We start from the raw sequence: 25,965 nt of genomic DNA on the forward strand, positions 1-25,965 counted from the left end.
CCAACCATATACCATGCAACGATACTTTTCGATAGGAATAGTAATTTTCATCCTGTTCCTGGTAGACCTTTATGTCTTCCAGGCCGTTAAAACAGTCACGCAAAGTCTTTCTGCCAGTACCCAGCGCATTATCTACCTGTTGTACTGGGCTGTTTTTGCCATCACTGTTGTCACCTTCGCGCTCGCTTCGTTCACACGCGGTACCCCGCCCGACACGTACAAAACATACCTGGCCAGCACACTCTTCATTATTTTCGCCTCCAAACTGGTTGTGGTGCTTTTCCTTTTTGTAGATGACACCCTGCGCCTGGGCAAAATGGTGTTCAACAATGTGAATAGCGGAGAGACAACCTTTGACCCATCGCGCAACAAGTTCCTCAGCCAAATGGGACTTATGGTGGCGGCAGTGCCATTCTCTGCTTTTATTTATGGTATGGTGAAAGGCGCTTACGACTACCGCGTAAAACGCGTTACACTGCGCTTCCCGAACCTGCCAGCAGCTTTTGAGGGCTTCAAGATGCTACAGATTTCTGACTTGCACACGGGTAGTTTTACTTCCACAGAGCCTTTGAAAGAGGCTGTACGCCTGATCAACAAGCAGGAAGCCGACCTCGTGTTCTTCACAGGTGATATTGTCAATAACATTGCTAAAGAACTGATGCCGCATGTAGATACCCTGAAGGAAATCCGGGCGAAGCAGGGCGTATTTTCAGTGCTCGGCAACCACGACTACGGCGACTACGCAAAATGGGATAGCCGTGAGGAGAAGACCCAAAACCTGCAGACCCTGATAGACACCCAGCGCAGCATGGGCTGGGACGTGTTGCTGAACGAGAACCGCCGCATCGAAAAAGACGGCGAGCACATCGCGGTGCTGGGCGTGGAGAACTGGGGCAACCGGGCTGGATTTCCAAAGTACGGTGACCTGAACAAGGCTTATACCGGAGCAGAAAGCAGTCCGTTTAAGGTGCTGCTGTCGCACGACCCTTCGCACTGGGACGGTGAGATTAATCAGAAGTATAACGATATCGACCTCACACTATCGGGCCATACCCACGGCATGCAGTTCGGGGTGAACATACCTGGTCTGAAATGGAGTCCGGTGCAGTATGTGTACGAGCAGTGGGCCGGCCTCTACAAACGTGGCAGGCAGCACCTGTACGTCAACACTGGCCTGGGCTTTATCGGCTACCCGGGTCGCGTGGGCTTCCTTCCCGAAATCACCGTATTTGAATTGAGAAAAGCTTAAGCGTATACCTTGGTTAATTATAAGCAGAGCGCCGGCCGAATGGCCGGCACTCTGCTTTAACACCATACCTTCATATATATTTTGTCATATTCAAGCGCTTCATCACCTTATTCAGTTCAAGTATATTATTTAAATTTCAAGAACCCTCCCACAACGCAATATGGCCTCTCAAAGCTCCTATAGAGTATTACGAACGCACCTATTGCACACACAACAGCAAACACCCTATAAACCTATCATCCCTTTCATCGTAAAACATTAGCACAGACTATATTTGTTTTATACTATTTTAGACAAACGGCCTGTGATTTGAATGTTCAATTTAGAGTATGTAAGAGATGAAAAAGGTATTTTATTCAATAGCTATAGTGAGTGCCATGATGTTTGCTTCCTGTTCTGAAGACAGGGGCAAGACATATGAAACTGCAGATGCAAATAATGACGAAAACGTAAATCAAAGTAATATCAGGGGCACTGAAGCAGCCAGAAGTGCTACAACGGACATGTCAAATTCCGGTGACATGGCAGCAAATTCCGACGTTGCCTGGCGTAGCAATGCCACGCGTATTGCCGGCCAGATGGCAACGGACATGCGTCTGGACACCGCTACCCAAAACCGCGTGGAGCAAGTGGTATATGAGCGGGAGCGCCGCTTGAGTGAGCTCCAGTTTAACTATAACGAAACCAACCGCATGGGTGGTCAGGTAGCCGAAGATGTGGACAATATGGCTACTACCGAGAAAAAACGCTACGACAAGGATGGCGGCACGATGACCGACACTCGCGGCAATATGAACACAAACACACAAAACAACACGACAGCCACATCAAATCTGGATACACAGCGTGAGCAGATCATAGAGAAAACAGACAAAGAATTGCAGTCGATCCTGAGCAAGGAGCAGTACCGCCAGTACCAGGAAAAACGCGCCAACTACTGGGGCATGAGTAACGACGGCACCAACCAGCGCGATGACGCAGGAACGAACCAGAACCAGATGAATAACTCCGGGACCAATCAAAACCAGTCCGGCACAACTACTGGCTCGGGGAACAACATGAACAGAAACCAATAGATTTTATCAACGTATAACTAGTTTGAAAGCCTGTAGCGCCCGTAGCTATGGGCTTTCGCTATTTAAGCCTGTTTTCTGCTAAATTTTCGTAATTTAGCATCATGCCGCTCAACTGTTATTTATTTTAACATGGGCATACTTTTAAGCCTTTTCCGGCGTATTGACATTAACCCTTTGCCACTGCCGAGGTGGCCTCTGCTGTAACATGCCCCTATACCCGCTGCGACTACTTTTTCTTTCTGCCCTTTTACTGCTGGGCACATTGCCGGCCCTGGCCCAGCGAAATATCCGCGTGAGCGGTACCATATTTGAGTCCGACAAAATTACACCTATACCTGGAGCAGGCGTCATCCGCTTTGGCACCACCCAAGGCGTCATCTCCGATGAAGAGGGCAGCTTCCTCATCGATATCGACCAGAACGACACGCTGTTGATCCGGGCTGTTGGTTTTAAGCCCATGCTATACCTGCCCCGCAATTTGCCTGTCTCAGAAATTCGCGTGAACATCGTGCTGCAGCCAGATAACGTTCTACTGGGCGAGGTAGAGATTACCAGCCGGCCATCTGAGGAAATGATACAGCGTGCGCTACGCAACATGAAAAAGGAAGAGCCGGAGTATGTGAAGCGAAAAGGCTACCGGCCTGAACTGGAGCCCGGTCCTCCGCCGCCGCCTGCTGCACCTACCGCGCTTAACCCTATTTCGCTGCTATACGACATGTTTTCCAAAGAAGGAAAACAGAACCAGAAACTGCAGCAACTGCTCATGATCCAGGAACTCAAGCGCCGCATAGAAGAGAAAGAGAAATACAACAGTCTCTTTAAAGACAATACCGGTTATGAGATAGAGCGCTGAAATGTGCTTTACCGATATCTGATTTTCGGCAAAACAATCCGCTTGTGCGTAGGTTAGGGTATAGCTATACCTGTATACCTTATGAAGATCGGATATCCCTGCATCAACCAGACACTGGACTGTTCCTCCTCCCGCACCTTTCGCCTGGCCTCTTACTCCGAGGAGCGCCTGATACAGACTGTAGAGCAGAACCTGAGCTGTTTACGCCGCATCCTGGAGTTTAACGTGGAACATGGCCTGCATTTTTTCCGGCTCACCTCCGATCTGGTGCCTTTCGCATCGCACCCCATCAACACCTACAACTGGCAGGAGCATTTTAGGCTGACCCTGCGACGGCTCGGTGAGTACATCAAGCGCCACAACCTGCGCATTTCCATGCACCCGGATCAGTTTGTGGTGCTCAACTCCCCTAACCCGCAAACAGTGCAGAATAGCATCGCCGAGCTCGTATACCAGGGCAGTATCCTCGACCTGATGGGCCTTGACTCTACAGCTAAACTACAGATACATGGGGGTGGCGCCTATGGCGATAAGGAGTCGGCGCTCAATCGTTTTGCAGAGGTATACCACACCATGCTCCCTGAGGAAGTAAAAGCCCGCCTCTGCGTTGAGAACGACGACCGGACCTACAGCCTGACCGACTGCCTGGTGTTACACGAACTCACGGGCATGCCTATCATTTTCGATAACCTGCACCACGAGTGCGTGAACAACGGAGAACCCATGCGCGAGGCCGTGATGCTGGCGGCCCAAACCTGGCAACCCGAACGTGACGGCGCCCTGATGGTGGACTACAGCGCCCAATCGCCGGGGGAGCGCAAGGGCAAGCATGTGCAAAGCATCGGTGAACAGGCTTTTCACGATTTCCTGGTAGAGACCGAGGGCATTGATATGGATATTATGCTGGAGATAAAAGACAAGGAAGCCAGTGCCCATAAGGCAGTGGCGGTAGCAAAGGAACTTGGTAGAATATAACCTACTCTAGAACCAACCCTGTACCAGTTGATAGGCTAAGGCCACCAACTTCCAAAGGGCCCATAACAGCAGAATGCCTATTACGATGATGCCAATGATGACGCTTATGATGATGTTTTTGCCACTTCCCTGGTACTTGCCTTCTTCGTAGTGCGACCGCAGCATGCGGACGTTGCGCTCGTTCGCTTTAAAGGCGAAGTCAAAGATGTTGCCGAGGATGGGAATACTGCCAAACAGCGTGTCCAGTGCTATGTTGAGCAACATAAGCGTCACCATTTTGCCGCTGGCACCGTGGCGGGCCATGGTCAGGATCAGCACGGCTGACACACTAAACGAGGCCAGATCACCCACCACCGGGAAAAGTCCGAGAATAGGATCCATCCCAAATCGCCAGTTAGTGCCCGGCAAACGGAACTGGTTATCCATTAAGTGGGTGACCCGGTCTACCCATTTCAGGCTTTCGGTTCGGGGTGTGCGGGTATAGTGTGTCTTTGCCGTTTCCATAGCTGCCTATACGCAACATGCAAACAAAAGTAGCAACCTCCCTTTGCGGGACGAATATCTACCAGTCAGCAGTTCTGCGCTTGGCTACTTTGTTGTTTCTGGGGGTATAAGACGATTTCGATTTCCACTTTTTGTGCACCTTGTCCGGCTTTCCTTTCACATAGCGCATACTGCTGTAGTCGTCCACAACAATGGCGCGGCTGCTACGGCTGAAAGAAGAGCACGAGGAAAAGGTTACCAGGGTGCTTACCAGCACGATGAGTAGGGTAAATCTCAAAAGGGCCATAAGATTCTGAGTATTTGGTTAATATCGAGTATTAAATATAACATATATACCTATATACTTCAAATATTGTTCAGTTTATACATCGATTTATACCAAAAAAATAAGACCATCCCCCACAGAGCTTGTCTTTCGAAGGATGGTCTTATTTCTTTACTCAGGACTAACTAGTGAGCAGGCTTCAGATTTATACTGCTTTGACGCAGTGGTTCATCTTCAGGTACCTTTTGATGCGCTGATGGCTTCCAGGCCCAAGGAATAGAGCCAGTTGTTCAGGCAAGGTCTCAAAGTAAGAGCTTCCGAATGTATAGTTTGTAGTTCATCGCTTGGAAACGGCACAAGCAGACATACCCTACACAGCGCTGTATTGGATATGGCATAAAAATAGCCTTTTACACTTCATAACACAGGACATTTATACCTGGAAAGGTTTTCTATATACAAAACAGGATATTATCACGACCAAGCCTCAATGGCAAGCGTGCGCCGCCTGCCACAAAAAAGGCGGGTCCCTTTAAGAACCCGCCTATACCTGGTGTTGCACTAAGCCAAAGGAACGAACTATCTATTTCTTGCCGCCCTTTCCGTTGCCGTGCTTTCCATTATTGCCTTTGCCCTGGTTGCCTTTTCCTTTGCCCCCGTTGTGGTGATTACCGTGCCCCGGTTTACCCTTAGGAGCCGCCTGCTTCACATTTGCATTATTCTTATTCACAATAATCACAGTGTTACCGCCTTTCCCCTGCTTGTGCTTGGTATGGCCAGGGTTGGTGGTGCGTGGGTGGTGCGGATTGTTTGTGTTCTTGGTCCAGCCTTTCTTGTAGCCTTTGTGATATCCGGCTTTGCTGTCTTTCTTACTGTCTTTAATGATCACTACCTGACCGGTATTGCTGTTCTTTTTGCGGGAGGTAGTACAGGATGCCATAGTGGCGACAGACAGTACAACCAGGAGTAAGAGTCTAAGGCGATGCATAGAATGTTTGTTTTATGATTTTGAGAGATAAAGCCTGTTTGGCAGGCACAAATGTATGTAATCACTTGCATACCCTGATATGCTGGTGACCGTATTTAGTGCAATTATTTTATAAACTTAAACTTCATAGCTTCTGTCCTACAAAAAATTATTTTACTGCTTTGGTAGTGGAGCCTCAACTAAGTCAATCGTGCCTGCGTAATAACCCATGTGCCAACTTCCTGGCACGATAAACTTGAGAAGCTATGCTGAACAGACTATACGGGGTGCTGCTGCTGACCCTGCTCATTCTCGCCTTAGTTTCATCCTGCGAAAATAACAAGGCGCAAGCTGTAGACACACCGGAAGCCACAACGACCGTGGCTGCAGAAACAACAACCTTGCCAAATACTATATAGTAAAGCGCTATACCTATGCTTTATTTGTGTACCGGCCTTCTACCTGGCTGGGGCTTACATGAGCATGCCTATACCTCTTAAAACAGCGACAGGAGCCTCCATAAAAGGCTCCTGTCGCTGTTTTAATATGGTGCCGAATTCTATTTTGTTCTGATCTTATGACCAGCCGTCGCATAGTACAGAATGAACAGGTAACAAGGCACCATGATCCAGTAAGCCTGCTGCGGGTTGATCGAGTCGGCCAAGGCACCGTAAATAAGTGGCAAGATGGCACCACCGGCTATACCCATGATAATGAGCGAGGAACCGATTTTGGTGAAACGCCCCAGATCCGCAATCGCCAGCGGGAAAATGGCCGGCCACATGAGGGCATTGGCAAGGCCCAGCAACGCAATAAACAACACCGACACAAAGCCGCTCGTCATGATGGCAGCTATAGTAAAGAGAATGCCTAGTACGGCAGATATCTGCAGGGCTTTGTCCTGACGGATGTATTTTGGAATGGTGGCCACACCCACAAAGTAGGCAACCACCATCGCTCCCAGCGTGAATGAGGTAAAGAACTTAGCCGTTGTGAAAGGTATACCTTGGGAGGCACCATAGCTCACGATCGTGTCACCGGCCATTACTTCCACGCCAACATACACAAACATGGTGAAAGCGCCCAGCAACAGGTGCGGAAACTGCAGAATGCTTGTCTTGTTTACATTGGCCGCAGCCACGGTTTCACTTTCCTGGTCTGTGTCCACTTCTGGCAGCGACGAAAAATAAATGACAACGGCCAGCGCAATCAGCACACACATAATAATCAGGTATGGCATGATCACCTTGGAGGCCATGGTGTCCAGCTCAACGGCTTTCTCGGCCACGCTCATCAACTCCAGTTTGGCCACTACCTCATCGGCATTTGAAAGCACAATGGCACCCAGAATGATAGAGCCCAGCACGCCGCCGATCTTATTGCTCACGCCCATGATGCTAATGCGTTTGGCAGCACTCTCCAACGAACCCAGAATCGTAATGTAGGGGTTAGAGGCTGTTTGCAGCACAGCCAGACCCGTACCCTGTACAAAAAGGCCGATCAGGAACAACTCGAGTGTGCGGGTGAGTGCGGCAGGCACAAACAACAGCGCGCCGGTAGCCATCACTAGCAGCCCCACCGACATACCTTTCTTAAAGCCCGTCTTTTTCAGCACCCATGCCGAAGGTATAGCCATCACGAAATAGGAGATGTAGAACGCGAAAGCCACCAGATACGACTGGAAGTTGTTGAGCTCCAGGGCAATTTTGAAATACGGTATCAGGATGGCATTGAGCCAGGTAACGAAGCCGAAGATGAAGAACAAGGCACCAATGATAACAATCGGGCGCATGTACCCACCAGAGGCATTCTCCTGCCCGGTTTCGCTGTTTGTGGAAGGGGCTACTTTAGTCATGTTAAGTTGAGGTATAGTTTAGGTGCAAAACTTTCCGGTGATTAGGCCCGGGATTAAGGGTACAATATAAAATTTATCTCGCGGATATCAGGTGTTATAACCTTAAAATTTAACTGAACGCTTACTCTACCACGATCTCATCCAGCATCAGCCAGGTTTTCTGACCGGCTGACGGGTACTTGTCAGGGCTCACTCCTACGCTGCGAACCTTTACTTTCACAAAGCGGGCACGGGTAAGCGGGATCGTGGCAGCAACTTCGTGGGTCGTAATGCCTTCTGCACCCAGCGGGTTCGGGTCATCGATCGTGTCTACGGTCACATACCGGGTGCCATCTACTGACAGCGCATACTCTACCTGAATGGGCAGGAAAATGCGATAGCCAATGTTCTGCATAAAGCTGGTGCTCATCCTTTTGATCGGCTGCTCTTTCCCAAGATCAATGATCGCTTCTACATCTGTGTCCAGGAAGCCGGCCCAGTGACCATCATACTGATCGGTTGATCCCTTCAGACCGTCTACTAATTTTGACTGGTTGGCAAAGTTTTGGTGAGCGGGAGTGGTAAGTGTGATATTCTTGTTCAGGCCTTTGTGCGCTTCGAAAGTACGGGTGCTTACCTTGCCCACCAGCTTGCCGTCTACAAAAGAACCGGCTTTGATAGTGGCTGTTTTGTTGAGCGAGAACGGTCCTTTGTATACCTGCGACCTCGTGTTTGGCTCAAATCCGTCTAAGGTATAGTGGATGGTTATATCTGCCGCATCGGTCTCAAAAGTCACGTTGGCTCTATTGCTGGCCGTGTCTACCCGCAGTTGCTGGTTCACATTGAAGGCGCTGCGGGCATAGTTGATCCCCATGGCGTCGTAGCGCTTGTACTGCTCCGTCATACGGTTCTGGAAGCTTTTCCAGTCTTTCAGTTTGGCAGGTGTCCACAATACTTCGGAAAGGGCGGCTATGCGCGGAAACACCATGTACTCCACGTGTTCTTCGGTCGATATGTATTCGGTCCACAAGTTAGCCTGCGCTCCCAGGATGTACTTTTTCTCCTCAGCTGACAATTCGCTTGGTGTAGGATCATAAGCGTATACCTTAGAAAGCGGGTTATACCCGTGTATGGTGGTCGGTTCGAGGTCGCGTTCGCCCTGGTAGTAGTCGAAGTACAGGGGCGTGCCCGGCGACATCACCACGTAGTGCTTTTCTTTAGCGGCCGCTATACCTCCTTTGGTGCCGCGCCATGACATTACATAAGCATTCGGTGCCAAGCCGCCTTCCAGAATCTCGTCCCAGCCGATGATGATGCGGCCGTTTTTGTTGGCGAATTTCTCCATGCGCTGCACAAAATAGCTCTGCAGTTCGTGCTCGTCTTTCAGGCCTTCGTCTTTAATGCGCTTCTGGCATTTCGGACATACCTTCCAGCGGGTCTTTGGGGCTTCGTCGCCTCCTATGTGAATCACTTTGCTTGGAAAAAGCTCCATCACTTCGGTGAGCACGTCCTCCAGAAAGGCAAAAGTCTGCTCATTACCGGCACAGAAAATATCAGGGAAAATGCCCCACTTCGATTCTACTTTATGCGGACCTCCGTTGCACGACAGTTCTGGATAGGCTGTCAGGGCAGCCAGTGCGTGACCCGGCATTTCGATCTCCGGAACCACGTTGATGAAGCGGTCCTGTGCATACTTCACGACTTCTTTTATCTGCTCCTGGGTATAGTAGCCGCCATGGCGGCGCTTGCGGTAAGTCTGCGGCAGGTCCCAGTAGTGGCCGATTAATGTACTATCGCGCCAGGCGCCAACTTCGGTCAGTTTCGGGTGCTTTTTGATCTCGATGCGCCAGCCTTGGTCATCCGTCAGGTGCCAGTGAAAGCTGTTGAGCTTGTGCATGGCCAGGTAATCGATGTATTGCTTCACGAACTCCACCGGAAAGAAGTGGCGGGTCACATCCAGGTGCATGCCGCGCCAGGTATAGCGGGGTTTGTCCACGATCTGGAGCGCAGGTATAAGCGCCGATTCTGATGTTTTGTGGGCAGGCAGCAACTGGCGCATCGTCTGTATACCCAGGAATGTGCCATGTGTTTCTTTCGCAGCCAGTGTAATACGATTCTGCTTTACGTCCAGTGTATAGCCTTCTGCACCCAGCGTATCGTTGTCTGTCTTCAGCGTCAGGTAGATCAGGTTAGTCTGTTTTCTCTTCGGCTTTTTCTGGATCACCTCTGGCTTGTGACCGATCGCCCCTTCGATGTGCTGGGCCAGAAACTCGCCCACGCGCAGCAGATCAGCATTTTTAGGGTCCACGTATACCTTGGTGGAGGGCTGCACCAGGAAGCCTCCTTTTTGGGTAGTCAGCTTTACAGGCTGTGGTATCAGCGACAGCGATTCAGGCTTTACCTGCGCCTGCGAAAGCGTAGCTATACCTGACGTGCAGAAAATCGAGAGCAAAAGGGTAAGAATATTTTTTCTGAAAGTCATATCAGAAATGCGTGTTTTTAAGGGTGTTGGTTATGCTTGAAAGCGATGCTGCCTGGTTGATAAAAAAGGCTTCTGCCTAAGAAGCCGAGCCTATGCTACTTTTTAACAGGATCCTTACAGGATGACAAAACAAATTGTAACGAGTCCTGCCTTTAGCTAAATCAGGGTCAATTTTACAAACCCAGACAAATAAAAAAACAGCTGAAACAAAGCTAAGCAATTTGCTCCGTTTCAGCTGTCATTGTTTAATCTAGAATTTCCATTTCACGAAAGCTTCCATCGCCTCGTAGTTGGCAAGGCCCAGGTCATCGTAGTTCTTGGCGGTCTCGCGATTGCGCTCTTCGGCACGTACCCAGAACTCGCGTGCATCGTCGCCCGGGAACACCGGATAGTCCTTCTGTGACTGGTGCTTGAAGATGGCGTTGCGCTTGCGTTCCACTTCCTGCGGCGACAGCGGCACAGCCATTTCGATCTCGTGGGTAGCAAATTCGTGCCAGGCACCGCGGTACATCCACAACCAGCAGTCTTTGGCCCACTCCTCGGTTTCGCGCAGATGGTTAAGGGCGGCCAGCACAATATTGAAGCAAACGATGTGCGTGCCGTGCGGGTCGGCAAAGTCGCCGGCGGCAAACACCTGATGCGGCTTCACTTGCTGCAGTAGTTCGATGGTCAGTTCCACGTCAATATCAGTCACTGGCTTCTTCACCGTCTTGCCTGTTTCGTAGAACGGCAGCGCCATAAAGTGAATGTGATCATCTTCGAGACCAGCATAGCGGGCACCGGCAATGGCTTCGCTCTTACGGATAAAGCCTTTCACATCGCGAATTTCCTGCGTGTCGAGCTGGTTCGGCTGCTTGTTCTCCAGGAAGCCACGCATGTCGTCGTAGATATTTTCCAGGTGATTCGTCTCCTGCCCGATGCTCTTGTTAAAGTCAATGGCAAACTCCATGTAGCGCAGCACGTCATCGTCCCACACGGCTGTGTTGCCGGAAGTCTGGTAGGCCACATGCACATCGTGTCCTTGGTCTACGAGTCGGATGAATGTGCCACCCATCGAGATCACATCATCATCCGGGTGTGGCGAGAAGATCACGACACGCTTGTGGGCCGGCTCGGCACGCTCTGGACGACGTCTGTCGTCGGCGTTAGGCTTGCCACCCGGCCAGCCGGTGATGGTGCTCTGCAGTTTGTTGAAGATGTCGATGTTAATTTCGTAGGCTGTACCCTTTTCGGTGATCAGCTGGGCCATGCCGTTGTTGTTGTAATCTTCCTCGGTCAGCTTCAGAATCGGCTTCTTCATCGTCTGCGACAGCCAGATAACCGCTTTCTTGATCTGGGCATCATCCCATGGGCAATCTTTTACCAACCATGGCGTATTGAAGCGGGTCAGATCCGAAGCCGCATCCATGTCCAGCACAAATTCCACATTGTCTGACAGTTGCAGGTATGTGGCCGGCACATCACTCGACATCTCCCCTTCCACCGCTTTCTTGATGATCGGTGCTTTCTTGCCACTCCAGGCCATCAGGATAATTTCGCGGGCTTTGAAGATGGTACCGATGCCCATGGTGATGGCTTTGCGCGGCACATTTTCCTTACCACCAAAGTCACGGGAAGCATCGCGACGGGTCAGATCATCGAGGGTCACCAGGCGTGTACCGGAGTTTGGCGCAGAACCCGGCTCGTTAAAACCGATGTGACCCGTACGACCAATGCCCAGCAGCTGCAGATCCAGGCCGCCTACGGCTTCGATCTTGCGCTCGTATTCCAGGCAGTAGTCATGTATTCTCTCCTGAGGCAGGGTGCCGTCAGGTATATGCACATTGTTTTTGTTGATGTCGATGAGATCGAACAGGTTCTCGTTCATGAACGTGACATAGCTCTGCACGGCAGTCGGCTGCATCGGGTAGTACTCGTCCAGGTTGAAGGTAATCACATTGCGGAAGCTAAGACCTTCTTCGCGATGCAAGCGCACCAGTTCGGCATATACCTTTATAGGTGTGGCACCCGTGGCCAGACCGAGCACAGCCTTTTCGTTGCGCCCTTGTTTATACCTGATCAGCTCCGCTATACGCTGTGCCACTTTCACGGAAGCGACATGTTCATCGGAGTAAACGGTAACCGGAAGCTTTTCAAAACGGGTTTCTTCCAGAAGATTTAATCGTGCCATTTTCTTTGTGCTATAATGTGATGTTGTGTTTCGTTGTTCTGTTATTTCGTTGATTCGATGCGGTGCTCAAAAATGCGCTCCATTACCGTAGCCACCGGCCCCAGTATACCTGCCTGCGCTCCAAGCCTGGAAAGCACAATTTCGGTCCGTTCACGCAGCTGCGTCATGCAGTAGGTGTTGATCGATTGCTGTATCGGGGTGGTGAGGTATTGCCTGGCTTCTGCCATTTTACCGCCAATAATGATCAGCTCCGGATTATACAGCTGGATCAGCATGGCTATACCTTTGCCCAGGTTCCGGCCAGTCTCGGCGAGTATGTTGATGGCATACTGGTCACCTTCGTGAGCAGCCTGTATGATGGCCTGCGGCTCTATTTTCTCCGGCTCCTGGCCCGACAGCGCTTTCAGTAAAGTATCCTGACCGGCCTGCAGTCCTTCGCGGGCCATGCGGGCCAATGCACTACCCGAGGCTACGGTTTCCAGACAGCCGCGCTTGCCGCAATGGCAAAGCACGCCATTTTCTATAAAAGGAATGTGCCCGAACTCGCCAGCGAACCCCGAGGTGCCAGCACGCAGTTTCCCATCCATAATAATCCCCAGACCTATACCCCAGTCCAGCGTGAGCACTAGCACATCGCGCTTGCCCTGCGCCGCCCCAAAACGGTACTCGGCCAGGGTGATGCTCTTCACGTCGTTCTGGATGTAAACCGGCTTGCTGAACCTGAGGGCCAGCAAATCCTGCAGTGGTGTTTCGTTCTGACCCGTTAGCAGATAGGTATAGCTATTGCCTTCGTGGGAGGAAACAAGGCCCGGCATACTCAGGCCGATGCCCATCAGTTTGTCAGCGTCTATACCTGCCGAAAGCACCAAGCCGTTGGCATATTGGTACAGCTCCTCGGCAGCGCTAAGGTCTTTTGAGAGATTTACCGGGAAGGTATGGGTGCCGGTGATGTTGTTGTTCGTGCCGTCGAAAATGGCCATGCGGGTACTGAACTTCTCCATTTCGATGCTCAGCACAAAAAGCGAGTTGTTCCGCAGTCCGTACAGCTCCGGCTTGCGCCCCCCTACCGATTCGCCTCTGCCCTGTTTTTCAACCAATCCATCGGCCATCAGCTCGTTGAGCAAAGCCATGGAAGTGGGCGAACTGATACTGAAGCGGTTGCAAATATCGGCATTGGAGCGGGCGCCCTTTACATACAGGTGGCGCACGATCTTGATTTTCTGAAGATGCTTCTTCCGCTCGACGTGGTTCAACTTCTCCAGAAATCCTTCTTCCATCGCCAGAAATGAGCCCATGCTATCAGTTTTGGTCTAATAATATAAAGTACGATGATTAACTGTATAAATGCAAGTCACTTTAACTAATTTATTATGAAAGTTGATTTGGATTACGTAAAATTTAATTGAACAATTAGTTTTTGATAAAATATTTAGTGAAACAGAGTTTCCTGGTGAGGTGATTCTAGGTGAAGACCTGTACTGATATAGCCGATAGCGTTAGGAGTTCAAGTGAGAACCTCGGCTTACGGAACAAAAGCGAGATTGAAATGTATCTGACATAACACGGTATATTCGGAAATTCCAGATTTCTCCCGCCAGTCGAAATGACAATAAAAAAGGCAGTAGCTCGCGCTACTGCCTTCTCCTTTAGCAATGCTATACCTTACTCGTAGAGTGGCTTTTCGCGCAGATCCACAAGGGTAGCTTCCGGCGATACGCGTTTGGCACGCAGGAAGCGGGCAAGTTCTGAAGCATCGTGGTTTTCGGCGGATGGGTTCATGCTGTTGATGCGCACGCGGCCGGCAGAGTGAATAAATTCCTGGTTACCGCCAATCCACATACCTACGTGTACCACTCGCTCCGGCTTGCCGTCTTTAGCTGGCACACCAAAAAACAACAGATCGCCCGGACGCATATCATCCCAACCTTTGTCAGTGTTCACCAACTCACCAATATGCACCTGCTGCGAAGCATCGCGTGGCAATACCAGCCCGTTCATAAAGAAAATGGTTTTGGTAAAGCCACTGCAGTCCATTCCTTTCACAGAAGTACCGCCCCATAGGTATGGCATACCTAGCATTTCTTTGCTGGAAGCCACCAGGTTATCTTCAGTTGGTTTGCGCGTGGCTACCCATTCCTTGAAATCCAAGGCTTCGGCAGTAGACACAAAACCAGTGCGGCCGTCCGGGAAAGCCACTTCGTAAAAATTTTTTGTCTTGTTCTTGAGCACCATCACGTCACCGTACACCATGTCGGACACACTTGTGGCATTCCTGTCTGCTTTAGCATGCGCGAAACCATAGGTTTTGGTGTAAATCAACTTCTTGCCTTGCTGCCAGTTATTGAAGGCAGTCTGGTCCATCAAAGCGATGCCACCATAGTCCACCCACGACAGGTAGTGGTCTGGCGTCTGCACCAGGTACCAGCCGTTTTGCTTCTTCCATACCTTGAGCGGAGTGCCCATCGTGGCCTGTGTCGCCAGTTCGGCGGAGTGGGTCGGCTTGGAGCGTATGTTGGCCACTGAAATGGTGACTACAGCATAATGCTTGCCCTCCAGTTCTGCTTCCGGCAGCACCTGTATGCTGTCTACGAACGTCACATTGGCTGCCTGCAAACGCTTCAGCAAAGCTGCTTTGGCCTCAGGCATGTTTGTTTCGCCCCGAAGTATAGTGCCCTTGGGCTCCACATCAAACAGCGCAACCCGCTTGTCGGGTGCAAACTGTTGCCGCACGGCATCGATATGCGTTTTAGCCGGGGAAACTGCAGCCTCTATTTTAGACGCAGTAGTGGTGTCAGAGGAAGTGCTTTGTGTGCCGGTACAGGATGCAAGCACCAGTATAAGCAACAGCACAAATGGGTTCTTTTTGATCATGATATTGGTTTTTAATCGACTGTCAGCTCGTGAGACTGATGACAGCATTATTCACTAAACATTTATCTTTCTATAATAATTCGTTACTGAGGCGCCACCAGCTGCATGAGTATGGCTGAGATGTAGGCGCCATAGGTACCCACCGCATAGCCGAGTATAGCCAGCAATACGCCCACCGGCGCCAGTGCCGGATGAAAGGCAGCTGCCACGATAGGCGCGGAGGCGGCACCGCCCACGTTGGCCTGGCTGCCAACTGCCAGGAAAAAGAAAGGTGCCTTGACGAGTTTCCCAACAATAAGTAGCAGCAGCATGTGTATCGAAATCCAGATGATGCCCACCAGGAACAAGCCCGGCTGACTCACGATGGCGGTCACGTCCATCTGCATGCCGATGGTAGCTACCAGGATGTAGAGGAAAATACTAGCAATACGGGAAGCACCTGCGCCCTCCAAGTTACGGGCTTTGGTGGTAGACAGGAGCATCCCGAAGGTAGTAGCCAGCACCACTAACCAGAAGAAGCCGGAGGTAAGACTGAACTGAGCCAGCTCCGGCGCATTTGCCTCGATCCAGGGGGCAATGATATCTGCAAAGAAGTGAGCCACACCGGTTATACCAAATCCTACGCCTGCTATCAGCATCAGATCTGACAGTGTCGGAATTTTCATAATGCTCTGACGGTACTTCTCAATTTTGTTTTTCAGGTCATTCACAGCCGAGCTGTCGGCTTTAAAGAAAGTGTCTATCTTCTCTGACCTGCCAGCGCCGTACAGCAGCACGGCCATCCAGATGTTGGCCACGATCACATCTACAGCAATCACGGCTGAGAATAGGTTTGGATTAGGTTTGAACACCTCGTACATGGCCAGTTGGTTAGCGCCGCCGCCAATCCAGCTACCTGCTATCGTGGAGAGACCACGCCACACGGCATCGGGCCCCGCTCCGCCCACAATATCGGGGGCGAAAGTGGAGACGATGAGGATAGCTAACGGCCCCCCAATGATGATACCGACTGTACCCGTGATAAACATCAGACCCGCTTTGTGGCGCAGCTTCCAGATCTCTTTCAGGTCGAGGCTGATGGTGAATAGCACCAAACTTGCCGGCAACAGGTAACGCGAAGCCATGCCATACAAGGCTGACGTTTCCCCAGAGATGATATTGAGCGAGTTGAGTATGCTAGGTATAAGGTAACAAAGCAAAAGCGATGGCACAACCGAGTAGAATTTCTTGAACACGGTACGCTCACTCGATGAGGTTTTGAAAATAATGGCAAGGATGATGATGAGAATGCCCAGCACAACGGCATCGTTGGTGATGAGGGGTGCTGTAGCGGTAGTGGTTTCTTCCATGTAGTGCAGACTTCCCTGTTAAAAGGGTGTTTGGGTTAGATTTTTAAGGTCTGTAAAATGTAATTTGTATTGTTTGGGTGCTGTAATCACGTTTATTTGGCGCCTTTTTAAGGCTAGTGTCAGGCAAACTCATTGATTAAGGCCGTTAACCGCTGAATATCCTCCCGCTGGTGCGCACTGCTCAGAATAACCCTGGTGATTGGGTCGTCGGCAGGTGTCGGGTAGCGGAAGCTGGAGATGATCACGCCATGTTCCTGCAGGTATGCTGCCAGGCGATGCTCGCGCACCCCGAAAACCGGATACCTTTCAAAGTAACTGAATTGCTCGGGCCGCTCCAAATGCTCCAGAAAATAAGCGATGTTCGCAAACAGCTTTTCACGGGCTTCTTTGAACACCGATTCACATTTCAAAAAGGCATATAGGTAAGCAGGTATAGCCGGGGAAGCACCACCGAAATAATGGCTGTGCCGCAACCTATCTACCAAACTTTTATCACCCAACACGACACCGGCAGGTATACCTAAGGCCTTGCCCATGGAGCTGGCTACTACCAGCCGCATATTTGGTTGCAAACGGGCATTCAGCTGTGCAAATACACCGGCTCCATCCTCCCCTGTCACTCCAAAGCCATGCGAATCGTCTACGATCAGCGTGATTTGCTTGTCTGTCGGCAAAGCGCTCAGCCAGCTGAAACCGTGGTTGCGGGCCTTGAGCGGGTCGAGGGAATTGCAGACCAGAATGATATGATCTTCCTTCGCAGACTTTACCTGCTGCAGCATCGGAGCAACCCAGGCATCGTAATCGCCGGTAACTTCGTCGGCGGCGCTGCGCCAGAGCGCCGGGTGCGTGTTGGGAGCGTAGATAAAATGTCCGCTCCCCTGCAGTGTCTGCACCAGCGCCTGCCCCGCCAGGTAACCCGACGACATTGTAAAAGCGGCTTCAGCTCCGGTATACCTGGCCAGGTACTCTTCCGCCTCCTCGAACACCCGCAGCTGCAGGTTGGAATTGCGCGAACTGGAGTAGTTGGTGCCATAGCGGGCCATCCCTTCCAGCACGCAGTTCCTGAAAGCCTCATTGACAGGTATACCCAGGTAGGAGGTCCCGCTAAAGAACAGGAACTCCTCCCCGTCTACCACCAGGGTGCGGCCCGGCAGTTGGTCTGTGTATACCTTGTTTGCCATTATGCGTTGAGGGTAACGCCTGTGCCGTTCACGTTTTCACTGTAGCTCACCTTGCCATAGTCGATGGTAACGCCGGTAGCGATATCTTTGCTCAGCAACAGGGCGCCGTCCATGTCCACGTAGTCGAGCATTGGCAGCAACTGCGCGATGGCCGATATACCTACGCTGGACTCGGTCATGCAACCTACCATTACTTTCATGCCCAGGCTCTTGGCTTCGGCGATCATACGACGGGCGGGCGTCAGGCCACCGCATTTGGTAAGTTTGATGTTCACGCCATGGAACAGTCCGTGGCACTTGGCTACGTCAGCTTCGGTGATGCAGCTTTCGTCGGCGATCAGGGGCAGTTCGGAGCGCTTGTATACCTCCTTCATTCCTTCCAGATCGTCGGCTTTCATGGGCTGCTCGATGAACTGCACGCCCAGTTCCTTTAGTTGCTTCGAGTTTTCGATGGTTTCTTCCACACCCCAGGCACAGTTGGCGTCTACACGGAAAATAGCGTCGGTGTGCTTCCGCAGCTCCTTGATAATGGCCACGTCTTCTTTTGTACCCAGCTTGATCTTGTAAAGCGGCCACGGCATTTCCTGCAACTTCTTTACCATGTTATCGATGGAGGCGATGCCGATGGTATAGTTGGTGAGCGGCATGTTTTTCGCCTCCAAGCCCCAGATTTTATAGAGCGGCTGGCCTTTCATTTTGCCGAACAGGTCGTTAGCGGCCAGGTCGAGTGCGCAGAGGGCAAAAGGATGGTTCGTTAGATGCGGCTGCATCTGCGCCCAGAATTCCTCCGGAGAAGTCAGCTCGGTCGACTCGATTTTCTCGCGGATGTTCTCCAGCGCCTCGGTCATGCTCTCGATGGTGAAGCCATAGTACGGATTGCTGGTCGCCTCGCCATAACCTTTGTGCTCGCCGTGCTGCAGCTCCACAATCATGGTCGGCTGCACATCGCGGGAGTCGTAGGAGATGGTAAAGGTATGCCGCAGCGGCAGGTCAAAAGAGCGTATCGTTAGTTTCAACATGGTGTTGGTTTGTTTGTATGGTCAGGTATAGATACTTAATTGTTTGTTGCTGATTTGTTGATTGTTTTAAGATTGCTTTTCCGGATTTATAAATCCGAAATAGCCTCTACTTAGTACTTCTCGTGCACCTCCGTCATAATGCGTTCCATGGCGCTTCTTATCTCTGCCGAAGAAGTTTTAAAATTATTATTCATAAAGCTGTACATCAAGAGCTTACCACTCTTCGTGATGATATACCCGCTTTGGTTGTGTACGTGCGCCAGTGTACCCGATTTACCGAACACGAAAGGTACATCCGCTTTATAGATATTCCGGAAAGTGCCTGGTCTTCCGCCTACGGCCAGCATGGGCAGCAACTTTTCTTTCGGTCGCTCGGCGTGCATTTTCTGCAGAAGCGCAATGATGCTGCGGGGCGTGAACATGTTCATGGAAGAGAGGCCCGAGCCATCTATCCAAACCGGCGCATCCGGCAGGTCAGACAGGTAATTTTGAACAGCGTACTTGATGGCTCGTTCTACCGACAAGGTATCAGAGAAAGTGCCGGAGCTCAGCATCATCAGTTGCTCCGCCATCAGGTTGTCGCTCACCTGCAGCATGCGCTTGAATACGGAATCGGCCGGCAGACCGTACAGAATCTGACCACCCGCAGGTAAAGGCCGCTTCACCAGTTTCACGGGACGTTTGAGCGTGTCGGCCAAGAGTTGTACAGTCAGTTCCGGCGAAGTAATGAAAGGCACTTCCTGCGAGAAAGCGATCGATGCTCTCTTCGGGTTATAGGCAATGTCGTTTGCGCGCCATGCTCTGCGGAAGGTGTCGCGGTGCGCATTTTTGGAGGTATCCGGTTTAACGTGCTTCTGAAAATAAGCCGGAGAGGTGGTATAAGCCGAGGTGCTGTCTTTTTTGAACTTTATAATGTTGCCGTGGATCGGGAAAGGGCTGCGCTCCGGCTGGTAGTAGTAGTTGTAGTCGTCCCAGCCCCAGTTGGTGGCGAAGGGCGTGCTGGTCATGGTTGCCTCAATGTAGTAGAGTTTCTCCTTGCGGTTCTTCAGGAAATCATAGGCAATATTGTTCTGCAGATCCATGTGCGTGAAGGTTGGGTCGCCGGTGCCCCAGAAGATCAGTGAGTCGCCTTTGGCCACGTACTTGAGCGCAGGTATAGAATCGCCCAGCATTTTGGAAGCTGCATAAAACGTGAACAGCTTGGTGTTGGAAGCAGGCACGAAGTACTTGTCGGCATTGTGCTCCACTACCGCTTTGCCCAATTCCGGGTCGTACAATACAAAACCTACAAAGCTTTTCTGCAAAGCCGCCACTTCCATCACCTGCCGCTGAATCTCCGCCGGTCCGTAAGGTGCAGGCGCTTTCGCCACGGGTTTGGCAGCGCTACAGCCAAGGAGGAAGAGCAAGCCGAGGCAAGGTATAAGCCGGAAGGTATAGCGGGTGAGTAGGGGTTTGGTCATGGGTGGTGGGGCGTTTCGGAACAATATTTTGCTTTGTAAATCTGTAATTAGCTATTAAAAGATCAATTGGTTACGAACTAATGATTCTTTATACATGACTTCAGTTCTTCAATTGAGATTCCAACTTTTTGTCTGTGCAACATGGCATGGCAATTGGGACAAACTGGCCTAAGGTCTTTAACAGGGTTCACCTCGTACTCTTTGCCGACCTTAGCAATTTGTGTCAAGTGATGAACGTGAATAAAATCCCTTCCCAACGTTCCATATACTTCTTCAAAATTGAAGTCGCATAAGTCCATAATGCGCTATACAAGCTTTACGGGCATAAGGATTACGCTCGTATTTTGTTAGTGCAACCTGATTTGGTGCACCTTCTGTATAAGTTGTTTGGCCCAAGCTTACTGTCGGCAAAAATGGATTTAGTCTTATGTCGTAAGTTGAAAGAAAGTCAAACCACACCGCTTCCAGTTCGTCCACCAGTTCAGGCTTTATGGAAATTCCTGAAGCTTGTGGTAGCCAGTTTTGAGTAGAGAGATTGCCCGTCTTTAAAATGTCAATGGTTAAAATCGCCTCTTTGTCAGGATTCAAAAGAACTTCCAGGTCAGCTTCAATGAATAAAGCTTCTTTGTTGTCGCCACTCCAATGCTTACCAAGAAAAGGTGCTGAAGTTATATAACCAGAAGCAACTATACCTTTAGGTTCTGTGCCAAGCTTTACCAAAAAGAATCTGTCATTGGGCTTGATTGACTTATTCACACCAGAACTCCAACGCACGGTGTGCTTACCATACCTGTTCACTTGCTTGATATCTTTCTCGATATCTTTCCAAGTCCACTTTTTCGGATTCCAAACAAATAAGTATGTATTCATAGGCACTCGGTTTATCTTAATATACGAGGCGTACCTCTCCCCCAATTTACAAATACTTCTGATACAGGTTATAAAGAATCAACTTCTCGTCCTCAGTTAAGGGTGCTTCCACATCCGTCTGAATAAAATGAATCTTGAAAGCCCGTACCGCTGCTTCCGGATTACGCACATCATACCCGATGATTCGCAGGGCGTCGAGTGGGTTGAAGTGCTCAGGCAGCACATGCTTCGGCACAGTTTCCATCACCAGCAAAGGGGTCTGGTCGCCTTCGCCGCCTACAGGCACTTCGCGCAGCACTTGCTCTTTATCCAGCACATCCCCGTCAAACCACAGACCAAAACCATTGTCGGCCAGCGTCTTCCATGGGAACAGCGGGCTTGGGTCTACTTTGCGAACCGGGGCGATGTCGGCGTGACCGATGAAGTTTTCGGCAGGTATACCGTGCTCTTTTTTAAGCTTACCCAATACAGCAATCAGGCTGTTGATCATCTCCTCCGTAAAAGGCTCGGAGCCATTGTTGTCGAGCTCTATACCTATGGAAGAAGAGTTGAGGTCGGTGTTGCTGCCCCACCTACTATTGCCGCCGTGCCAGGCGCGCATGTGGTCGTGTAACATCTGGTATACCTTGCCATCGCGCCCGATCACGTAATGCGAGCTCACCTTCGTGGAGGGCATGGTGAAGGTTTTCAAGGTATGGTCCGTGGAGTTTTGCGCCGTGTGGTGGATGATCACGAAGTTGGGCTTGCGCAGATTGAAATTGGTAGTACCCACCCAGTGATCACCTTGCGGGTAGGTGTGTTCGCCATTCGGGGCTGTAGGTATAGCCCGCAGCGATTTAGCGTAGGCTTTGGCCTGTTTTTTATACGATTTGTTGGTTGCGGCGTAGGGGTTAGTGGCGCAGCTTACCAGCAGGCCGCAGCCTAGTATTAGGGCAAATGCTTGAGTAAAAATTCGTTTCATTATGTGTTTACTTGTTCAGTAAATATATAAAATCAATTTGGCTATACCTGCCAGTGGTAGCTGTACCGTGAGTTTAGCGACAACGCAAATGCGGTTTTGCATAGGCCGGTTTGTAAGAGCGTAGCGGCTGCTTTGCAGGTATAGCTACTGTTTCATTTTATAGCTTGCCCGGGCGGGCCTTACTTTTTTCCTTGATGAAAAAATCGACGGCCCCTACCCCCACTCGCTGAACGCTCAAACAGTGGATTGTCGTTTTATGCACTTGGCAAAGCGATCTGTTTCATAGTTCAAGCGCAAGTTACCTTTTCTATACCTGCCAGTGGTCTGTGGCATCAACTAAAACGCTTGTACCTATCAACTGGCAGTTACAGATTCCCCGCCTTGGATAAGGAGGGGTTAGGGGTGGTTGGACCCGGTATCTGCGAAAATCCTGTCAATCTGTGGGGGGGGTAGAGGTCCTCTTTCATCCTGCAAATCCTGATTTAGACAAAAGTTTTTACACGAAAACTCGCTCTACCCTTTCAAATCCGAGCTATACCCCATTCTAACCAAAGACAACCAGGTATAAACCGCATCCTTACATCCTGATCGAACACCCTATAGGTATACCCGCTATAACATCGTATATTTGGTACTGATTACTTACTCACTCCACGCCCCTAATATTGCTTTTATTTGCAGGAATTTAAAAAATTACCGCAAATAAAAATACTTATACCTGAAAACTATTAAATTGCAGTGTATCTGATAGTAAATAAACCTATATCACCTTGAAACCATCCTATTACCTCTCGATGGCCCTTGTTTTGTTGCTGATTTTCGGCACAAACAACCTGCAAGGCCAGTCCAACAAAGCAAAAACAGGAAAAGCTACTACCAAGAAAGCGCCAGCTGCCAGCTATACGCCGGGCCGCGACGCTGATTTCCTGCAGTACACCAACAGCCGCTGGGTAGATTCTGTCATGAAGACCCTGACGCCTGAAGAACGGATCGCCCAGTTGATCTCGATTCCAGTGTACTCCAACAAAAACCAGGCACACATCGACTCGATCAGCAACATCGTGAAGACCTATAAAGTAGGTGGCATGATCTTCTTCCAGGGTGGTCCGGTGCGTCAGGCCAAAATGACCAACCGCTACCAGCAGGAAAGCAAAGTGCCGCTGATGATCTCCATCGACGGTGAGTGGGGTCTGGCCATGCGTCTCGACAGCACCATCCGCTTCCCTTACCAAATGGCGTTGGGCGGCATCGAGAACGAGCGCCTCATCTACGAAATGGGTGCCGAGATTGCACGCCAATGCCAGCGCCTGGGGGTGCATGTGAACTTCGCCCCTACTGTGGACATCAACAACAACGCAAACAACCCGGTGATCGGCTTCCGCTCTTTCGGTGAGAATAAATATAACGTAGCCAGCAAATCACTGGCGTATATGAAGGGTATGCAGGACAACCGCGTGCTAGCCAGCGCCAAGCACTTCCCGGGTCACGGCGACACCAACGTGGACTCGCACTACGGTCTGCCGCTGATCAACTTCTCCCGCATCCGCCTCGACTCTACCGAACTGCACCCTTTCCGCGCCCTGATGGACAAAGGGCTGGGCAGCGTGATGGTGGCGCACATGAACATCCCGGTGCTCGACAACACGCCAAACCTGGCCTCTACCCTGTCGAAGCCGATTGTAACAGACCTGCTCAAAAACGAGCTCAACTACAAAGGACTGGTGTTTACCGATGCCCTTAACATGCAGGGTGTGGCCAAGTTCTACCCTCCGGGGGTAGTGGACGTGAAGGCTTTGGTGGCCGGTAACGATGTGATGCTGAACACAATGGATGTAAAAACTACCATCCAGGAAGTAAAAAAAGCCATCGCCAACAAGGAGATCTCACAGGCTGAGATCGACTTCCGTGTTCGCAAAGTGCTGGCCGCCAAGCAATGGGTGGGCCTCGACAAGTGGGAACCGATCGAAACCAAGAACCTGGTTACTGACCTCAACAATCCACATGCGCAGTACCTGAACCGTCAGCTGACTGCGGCTTCGCTCACGCTGCTTCGCAACAAAAACAACATCCTGCCAATCCAGACACTCGACACGTTGAGAGTAGCGGCACTGGCGATCGGCACGACGAAAGAGACTGCTTTCCAGCGCGACCTGGCCCGCTATACCCAGGTAGACACGTTCTTCCTGCAGCCGACCAACTCCATTGAGGAGCTACAGGCCATGAAGGAAAAACTAAAAGATTACAACCTGATTATCGCAGGCGTGCACGCGCTGCAACTTAAGGCGGGCAGCAGCAATTTCGGCATCACCGCCGAGATGAACCTGTTCCTCAAGGAACTGATCCGTAATAAGAAAACCATCGTGAGCGTGTTTGGCAACGTGTATAGCCTCGCCGAGATGGAGAGCCTCAACAAAGCAGACGCTGTGATTGCCGCTTACCAGGAGAATGCCGTTACGCAGGACCTTGTTTCGCAGATGATCTTCGGCGGTTTAGGCGCCACAGGTAAGCTACCGGTAACGGTGAGCAACGCCTTCAAAATCGGTGACGGCCTGCTGACCCACGGTGGTGTTCGCCTGGCCTACTCCATGCCGGAAGCGGTAGGTATAAAGTCACAGGATCTGGCAGGTATAGACTCACTCGTATACCAGGCGATTCGTGAAGAAGCCGCTCCGGGTGCGCAAGTGCTGGTGGCTAAAGACGGCAAAGTGATCTACCACAAAGCCTTCGGTTACCATACCTACGACAAAGAGCAGCCTGTGCGTGTAGATGACCTCTACGACCTGGCTTCGGTGACGAAGATCAGCACTTCCATGGCTGCATTGATGCGCCTGAAAGGTGAGGGACGTTTTGATGAAAACCAGACGCTGGGCACTTACCTTCCAATGGCTGCCGGTACGAACAAAGCCGACCTCAACTACCGCGACATCCTCACGCACCAGGCCCGCCTGAAATCCTGGATTCCGTTCTGGAAAGAGACTGTGAAGAAAAACGGCAACTTCAAGTGGCGCACTTTCAAAGCAGATTCTTCAGCCCGCTTCCCGATCAAGGTAGCAGATAGCCTGTACATCCATCGCAAGTATGCCGACAAGATTTACAAGGAGATCATGGAGTCGCCGCTGAACGAGAAGCCGGGATACGTATACAGCGACCTGTCGTTCATTCTGGCTCCGAAAGTGGTAGAAAACATCACCGGCGTAGGTTTCGAGACGTACCTGCAAAACTCTATCTACCAGCCACTGGGCGCGACTACTCTGACGTTCAACCCATACAAGCATTACCCGGCTTCCCGCATTGTGCCAACCGAGTTCGAACCGCACTTCCGCAAGCAATTGCTGCACGGCACCGTACACGACGAAGGCGCGGCGATGCTGGGTGGTGTGAGCGGTCACGCTGGATTGTTCGGCAACTCTAACGACGTAGCCAAACTGATGCACCTATACCTGAACGACGGTGAGTATGCCAACAAGCGCTACATCGCTGAGAACGTGGTGAAGGAGTACAGCAAGTGCCAGTTCTGCGACCAGGGCAACTACCGCGCCCTCGGCTTCGACCGTCCGGCCAAGCCAGGTGCGCCGAACAGCAACGCGGCCCCAAGTGCTCCGGTAGAGAGCTTCGGCCACTCCGGCTTCACGGGCACCTATACCTGGATCGACCCCGTGAACAACCTGGTGTATGTGTTCCTGAGCAACCGCGTGAACCCGACCCGCGAGAACAACAAACTCAGCAAACTCAATACCCGCACCGGTGTACTGCAAGTGGTGTACGACGCTATGGGCAAGAGCAAGGAGAAACAGCCTGCAGAGGCTTCCGTGAAATAACTGAACAAGGTATAGCCGTCCCGCACGCAATGGGGCGGCTATCTTTTTGTACATCGTGGCA

The 25,965-nt window shown here is 51.0% G+C and carries 21 protein-coding genes; 6 read left to right on the plus strand and 15 right to left on the minus strand.

Annotated features, from left to right (window positions below):
- Nucleotides 1-13: 13 nt before the first annotated feature.
- From AC4QZR_RS12225 to uvsE, 4 genes are all read left to right on the plus strand, one after another.
- Entirely contained in the window at nt 14-1,249 is a 1,236-nt protein-coding gene (locus AC4QZR_RS12225; RefSeq protein WP_494481162.1) for a metallophosphoesterase, read from the plus strand.
- 521 nt (nt 1,250-1,770) lie between these two features.
- Nucleotides 1,771-2,325, plus strand: coding sequence for a hypothetical protein (locus tag AC4QZR_RS12230; protein ID WP_494481163.1), 555 nt, complete (start codon nt 1,771-1,773; stop codon nt 2,323-2,325).
- A 205-nt stretch (nt 2,326-2,530) separates the two neighbouring features.
- Nucleotides 2,531-3,178 (plus strand): carboxypeptidase-like regulatory domain-containing protein, encoded by a 648-nt coding sequence (locus tag AC4QZR_RS12235; protein ID WP_494481164.1) that lies wholly within the window; start codon nt 2,531-2,533, stop codon nt 3,176-3,178.
- An 81-nt stretch (nt 3,179-3,259) separates the two neighbouring features.
- Nucleotides 3,260-4,153, plus strand: coding sequence for a UV DNA damage repair endonuclease UvsE (uvsE, locus tag AC4QZR_RS12240; protein ID WP_494481165.1), 894 nt, complete (start codon nt 3,260-3,262; stop codon nt 4,151-4,153).
- A 6-nt stretch (nt 4,154-4,159) separates the two neighbouring features.
- Here the strand turns inward: uvsE and AC4QZR_RS12245 are convergent, their stop codons facing one another.
- From AC4QZR_RS12245 to AC4QZR_RS12255, 3 genes are all read right to left on the minus strand, one after another.
- Complete coding sequence (locus tag AC4QZR_RS12245; protein ID WP_494481166.1) at nt 4,160-4,657, minus strand: DUF4112 domain-containing protein; 498 nt, start codon at nt 4,655-4,657, stop codon at nt 4,160-4,162.
- Nucleotides 4,658-4,715: 58 nt separating this feature from the next.
- Nucleotides 4,716-4,943, minus strand: coding sequence for a hypothetical protein (locus tag AC4QZR_RS12250; protein ID WP_494481167.1), 228 nt, complete (start codon nt 4,941-4,943; stop codon nt 4,716-4,718).
- 562 nt (nt 4,944-5,505) lie between these two features.
- Complete coding sequence (locus AC4QZR_RS12255; protein WP_253402327.1) at nt 5,506-5,910, minus strand: hypothetical protein; 405 nt, start codon at nt 5,908-5,910, stop codon at nt 5,506-5,508.
- 245 nt (nt 5,911-6,155) lie between these two features.
- Between AC4QZR_RS12255 and AC4QZR_RS12260 the strand changes: the two genes are divergently transcribed.
- A complete protein-coding gene (locus AC4QZR_RS12260) occupies nt 6,156-6,308 on the plus strand; it encodes a hypothetical protein (protein ID WP_494481168.1) in 153 nt (50 codons plus the stop codon).
- A gap of 140 nt (nt 6,309-6,448) precedes the next feature.
- Here the strand turns inward: AC4QZR_RS12260 and AC4QZR_RS12265 are convergent, their stop codons facing one another.
- The 12 genes from AC4QZR_RS12265 to AC4QZR_RS12320 all read right to left on the minus strand — a co-directional run bounded on the left by AC4QZR_RS12265 (nt 6,449) and on the right by AC4QZR_RS12320 (nt 22,086).
- Nucleotides 6,449-7,744 (minus strand): sugar MFS transporter, encoded by a 1,296-nt coding sequence (locus AC4QZR_RS12265; RefSeq protein ID WP_494481169.1) that lies wholly within the window; start codon nt 7,742-7,744, stop codon nt 6,449-6,451.
- 121 nt (nt 7,745-7,865) lie between these two features.
- Nucleotides 7,866-10,205, minus strand: a complete 2,340-nt coding sequence (locus AC4QZR_RS12270) for a beta-N-acetylhexosaminidase (protein WP_494481170.1) — start codon at nt 10,203-10,205, stop codon at nt 7,866-7,868.
- 250 nt (nt 10,206-10,455) lie between these two features.
- The gene (locus tag AC4QZR_RS12275; protein ID WP_494481263.1) at nt 10,456-12,429 is read right to left on the minus strand and encodes a glucosamine-6-phosphate deaminase; all 1,974 of its coding nucleotides are present in this window, start codon (nt 12,427-12,429) and stop codon (nt 10,456-10,458) included.
- Nucleotides 12,417-13,670 carry an ROK family protein gene (locus AC4QZR_RS12280; RefSeq protein WP_494481171.1) on the minus strand — a complete coding sequence of 418 codons (1,254 nt, stop codon included), beginning with the start codon at nt 13,668-13,670 and terminating at the stop codon, nt 12,417-12,419. The genes AC4QZR_RS12275 and AC4QZR_RS12280 overlap by 13 nt, the downstream gene beginning before the upstream one ends.
- 367 nt (nt 13,671-14,037) lie before the next feature.
- Nucleotides 14,038-15,246: a C40 family peptidase gene (locus AC4QZR_RS12285; RefSeq protein ID WP_494481172.1), complete on the minus strand. Its 1,209-nt coding sequence runs from the start codon at nt 15,244-15,246 to the stop codon at nt 14,038-14,040.
- A gap of 83 nt (nt 15,247-15,329) precedes the next feature.
- Nucleotides 15,330-16,595 (minus strand): DUF819 family protein, encoded by a 1,266-nt coding sequence (locus AC4QZR_RS12290; protein ID WP_253402315.1) that lies wholly within the window; start codon nt 16,593-16,595, stop codon nt 15,330-15,332.
- A 119-nt stretch (nt 16,596-16,714) separates the two neighbouring features.
- The gene (locus tag AC4QZR_RS12295; protein WP_494481173.1) at nt 16,715-17,776 is read right to left on the minus strand and encodes an aminotransferase class I/II-fold pyridoxal phosphate-dependent enzyme; all 1,062 of its coding nucleotides are present in this window, start codon (nt 17,774-17,776) and stop codon (nt 16,715-16,717) included.
- Nucleotides 17,776-18,792 (minus strand): dipeptide epimerase, encoded by a 1,017-nt coding sequence (locus AC4QZR_RS12300; RefSeq protein WP_494481264.1) that lies wholly within the window; start codon nt 18,790-18,792, stop codon nt 17,776-17,778. The genes AC4QZR_RS12295 and AC4QZR_RS12300 overlap by 1 nt, the downstream gene beginning before the upstream one ends.
- Nucleotides 18,793-18,905: 113 nt before the next feature.
- Nucleotides 18,906-20,255, minus strand: a complete 1,350-nt coding sequence (locus tag AC4QZR_RS12305; protein ID WP_494481174.1) for a D-alanyl-D-alanine carboxypeptidase/D-alanyl-D-alanine-endopeptidase — start codon at nt 20,253-20,255, stop codon at nt 18,906-18,908.
- 77 nt (nt 20,256-20,332) lie between these two features.
- Nucleotides 20,333-20,554 (minus strand): HNH endonuclease, encoded by a 222-nt coding sequence (locus tag AC4QZR_RS12310; RefSeq protein WP_494481175.1) that lies wholly within the window; start codon nt 20,552-20,554, stop codon nt 20,333-20,335.
- Nucleotides 20,529-21,125 (minus strand): EVE domain-containing protein, encoded by a 597-nt coding sequence (locus AC4QZR_RS12315; RefSeq protein ID WP_494481176.1) that lies wholly within the window; start codon nt 21,123-21,125, stop codon nt 20,529-20,531. Before AC4QZR_RS12315 ends, AC4QZR_RS12310 begins: the two co-directional genes overlap by 26 nt.
- A gap of 46 nt (nt 21,126-21,171) precedes the next feature.
- Nucleotides 21,172-22,086 (minus strand): N-acetylmuramoyl-L-alanine amidase, encoded by a 915-nt coding sequence (locus tag AC4QZR_RS12320; RefSeq protein WP_494481177.1) that lies wholly within the window; start codon nt 22,084-22,086, stop codon nt 21,172-21,174.
- 770 nt (nt 22,087-22,856) lie between these two features.
- Here AC4QZR_RS12320 and AC4QZR_RS12325 point away from each other — a divergent pair.
- Nucleotides 22,857-25,904, plus strand: coding sequence for a serine hydrolase domain-containing protein (locus AC4QZR_RS12325; protein ID WP_494481178.1), 3,048 nt, complete (start codon nt 22,857-22,859; stop codon nt 25,902-25,904).
- The last annotated feature ends 61 nt before the right edge of the window (nt 25,905-25,965 follow it).

The organism is Pontibacter sp. YIM B11418, from assembly GCF_059278805.1.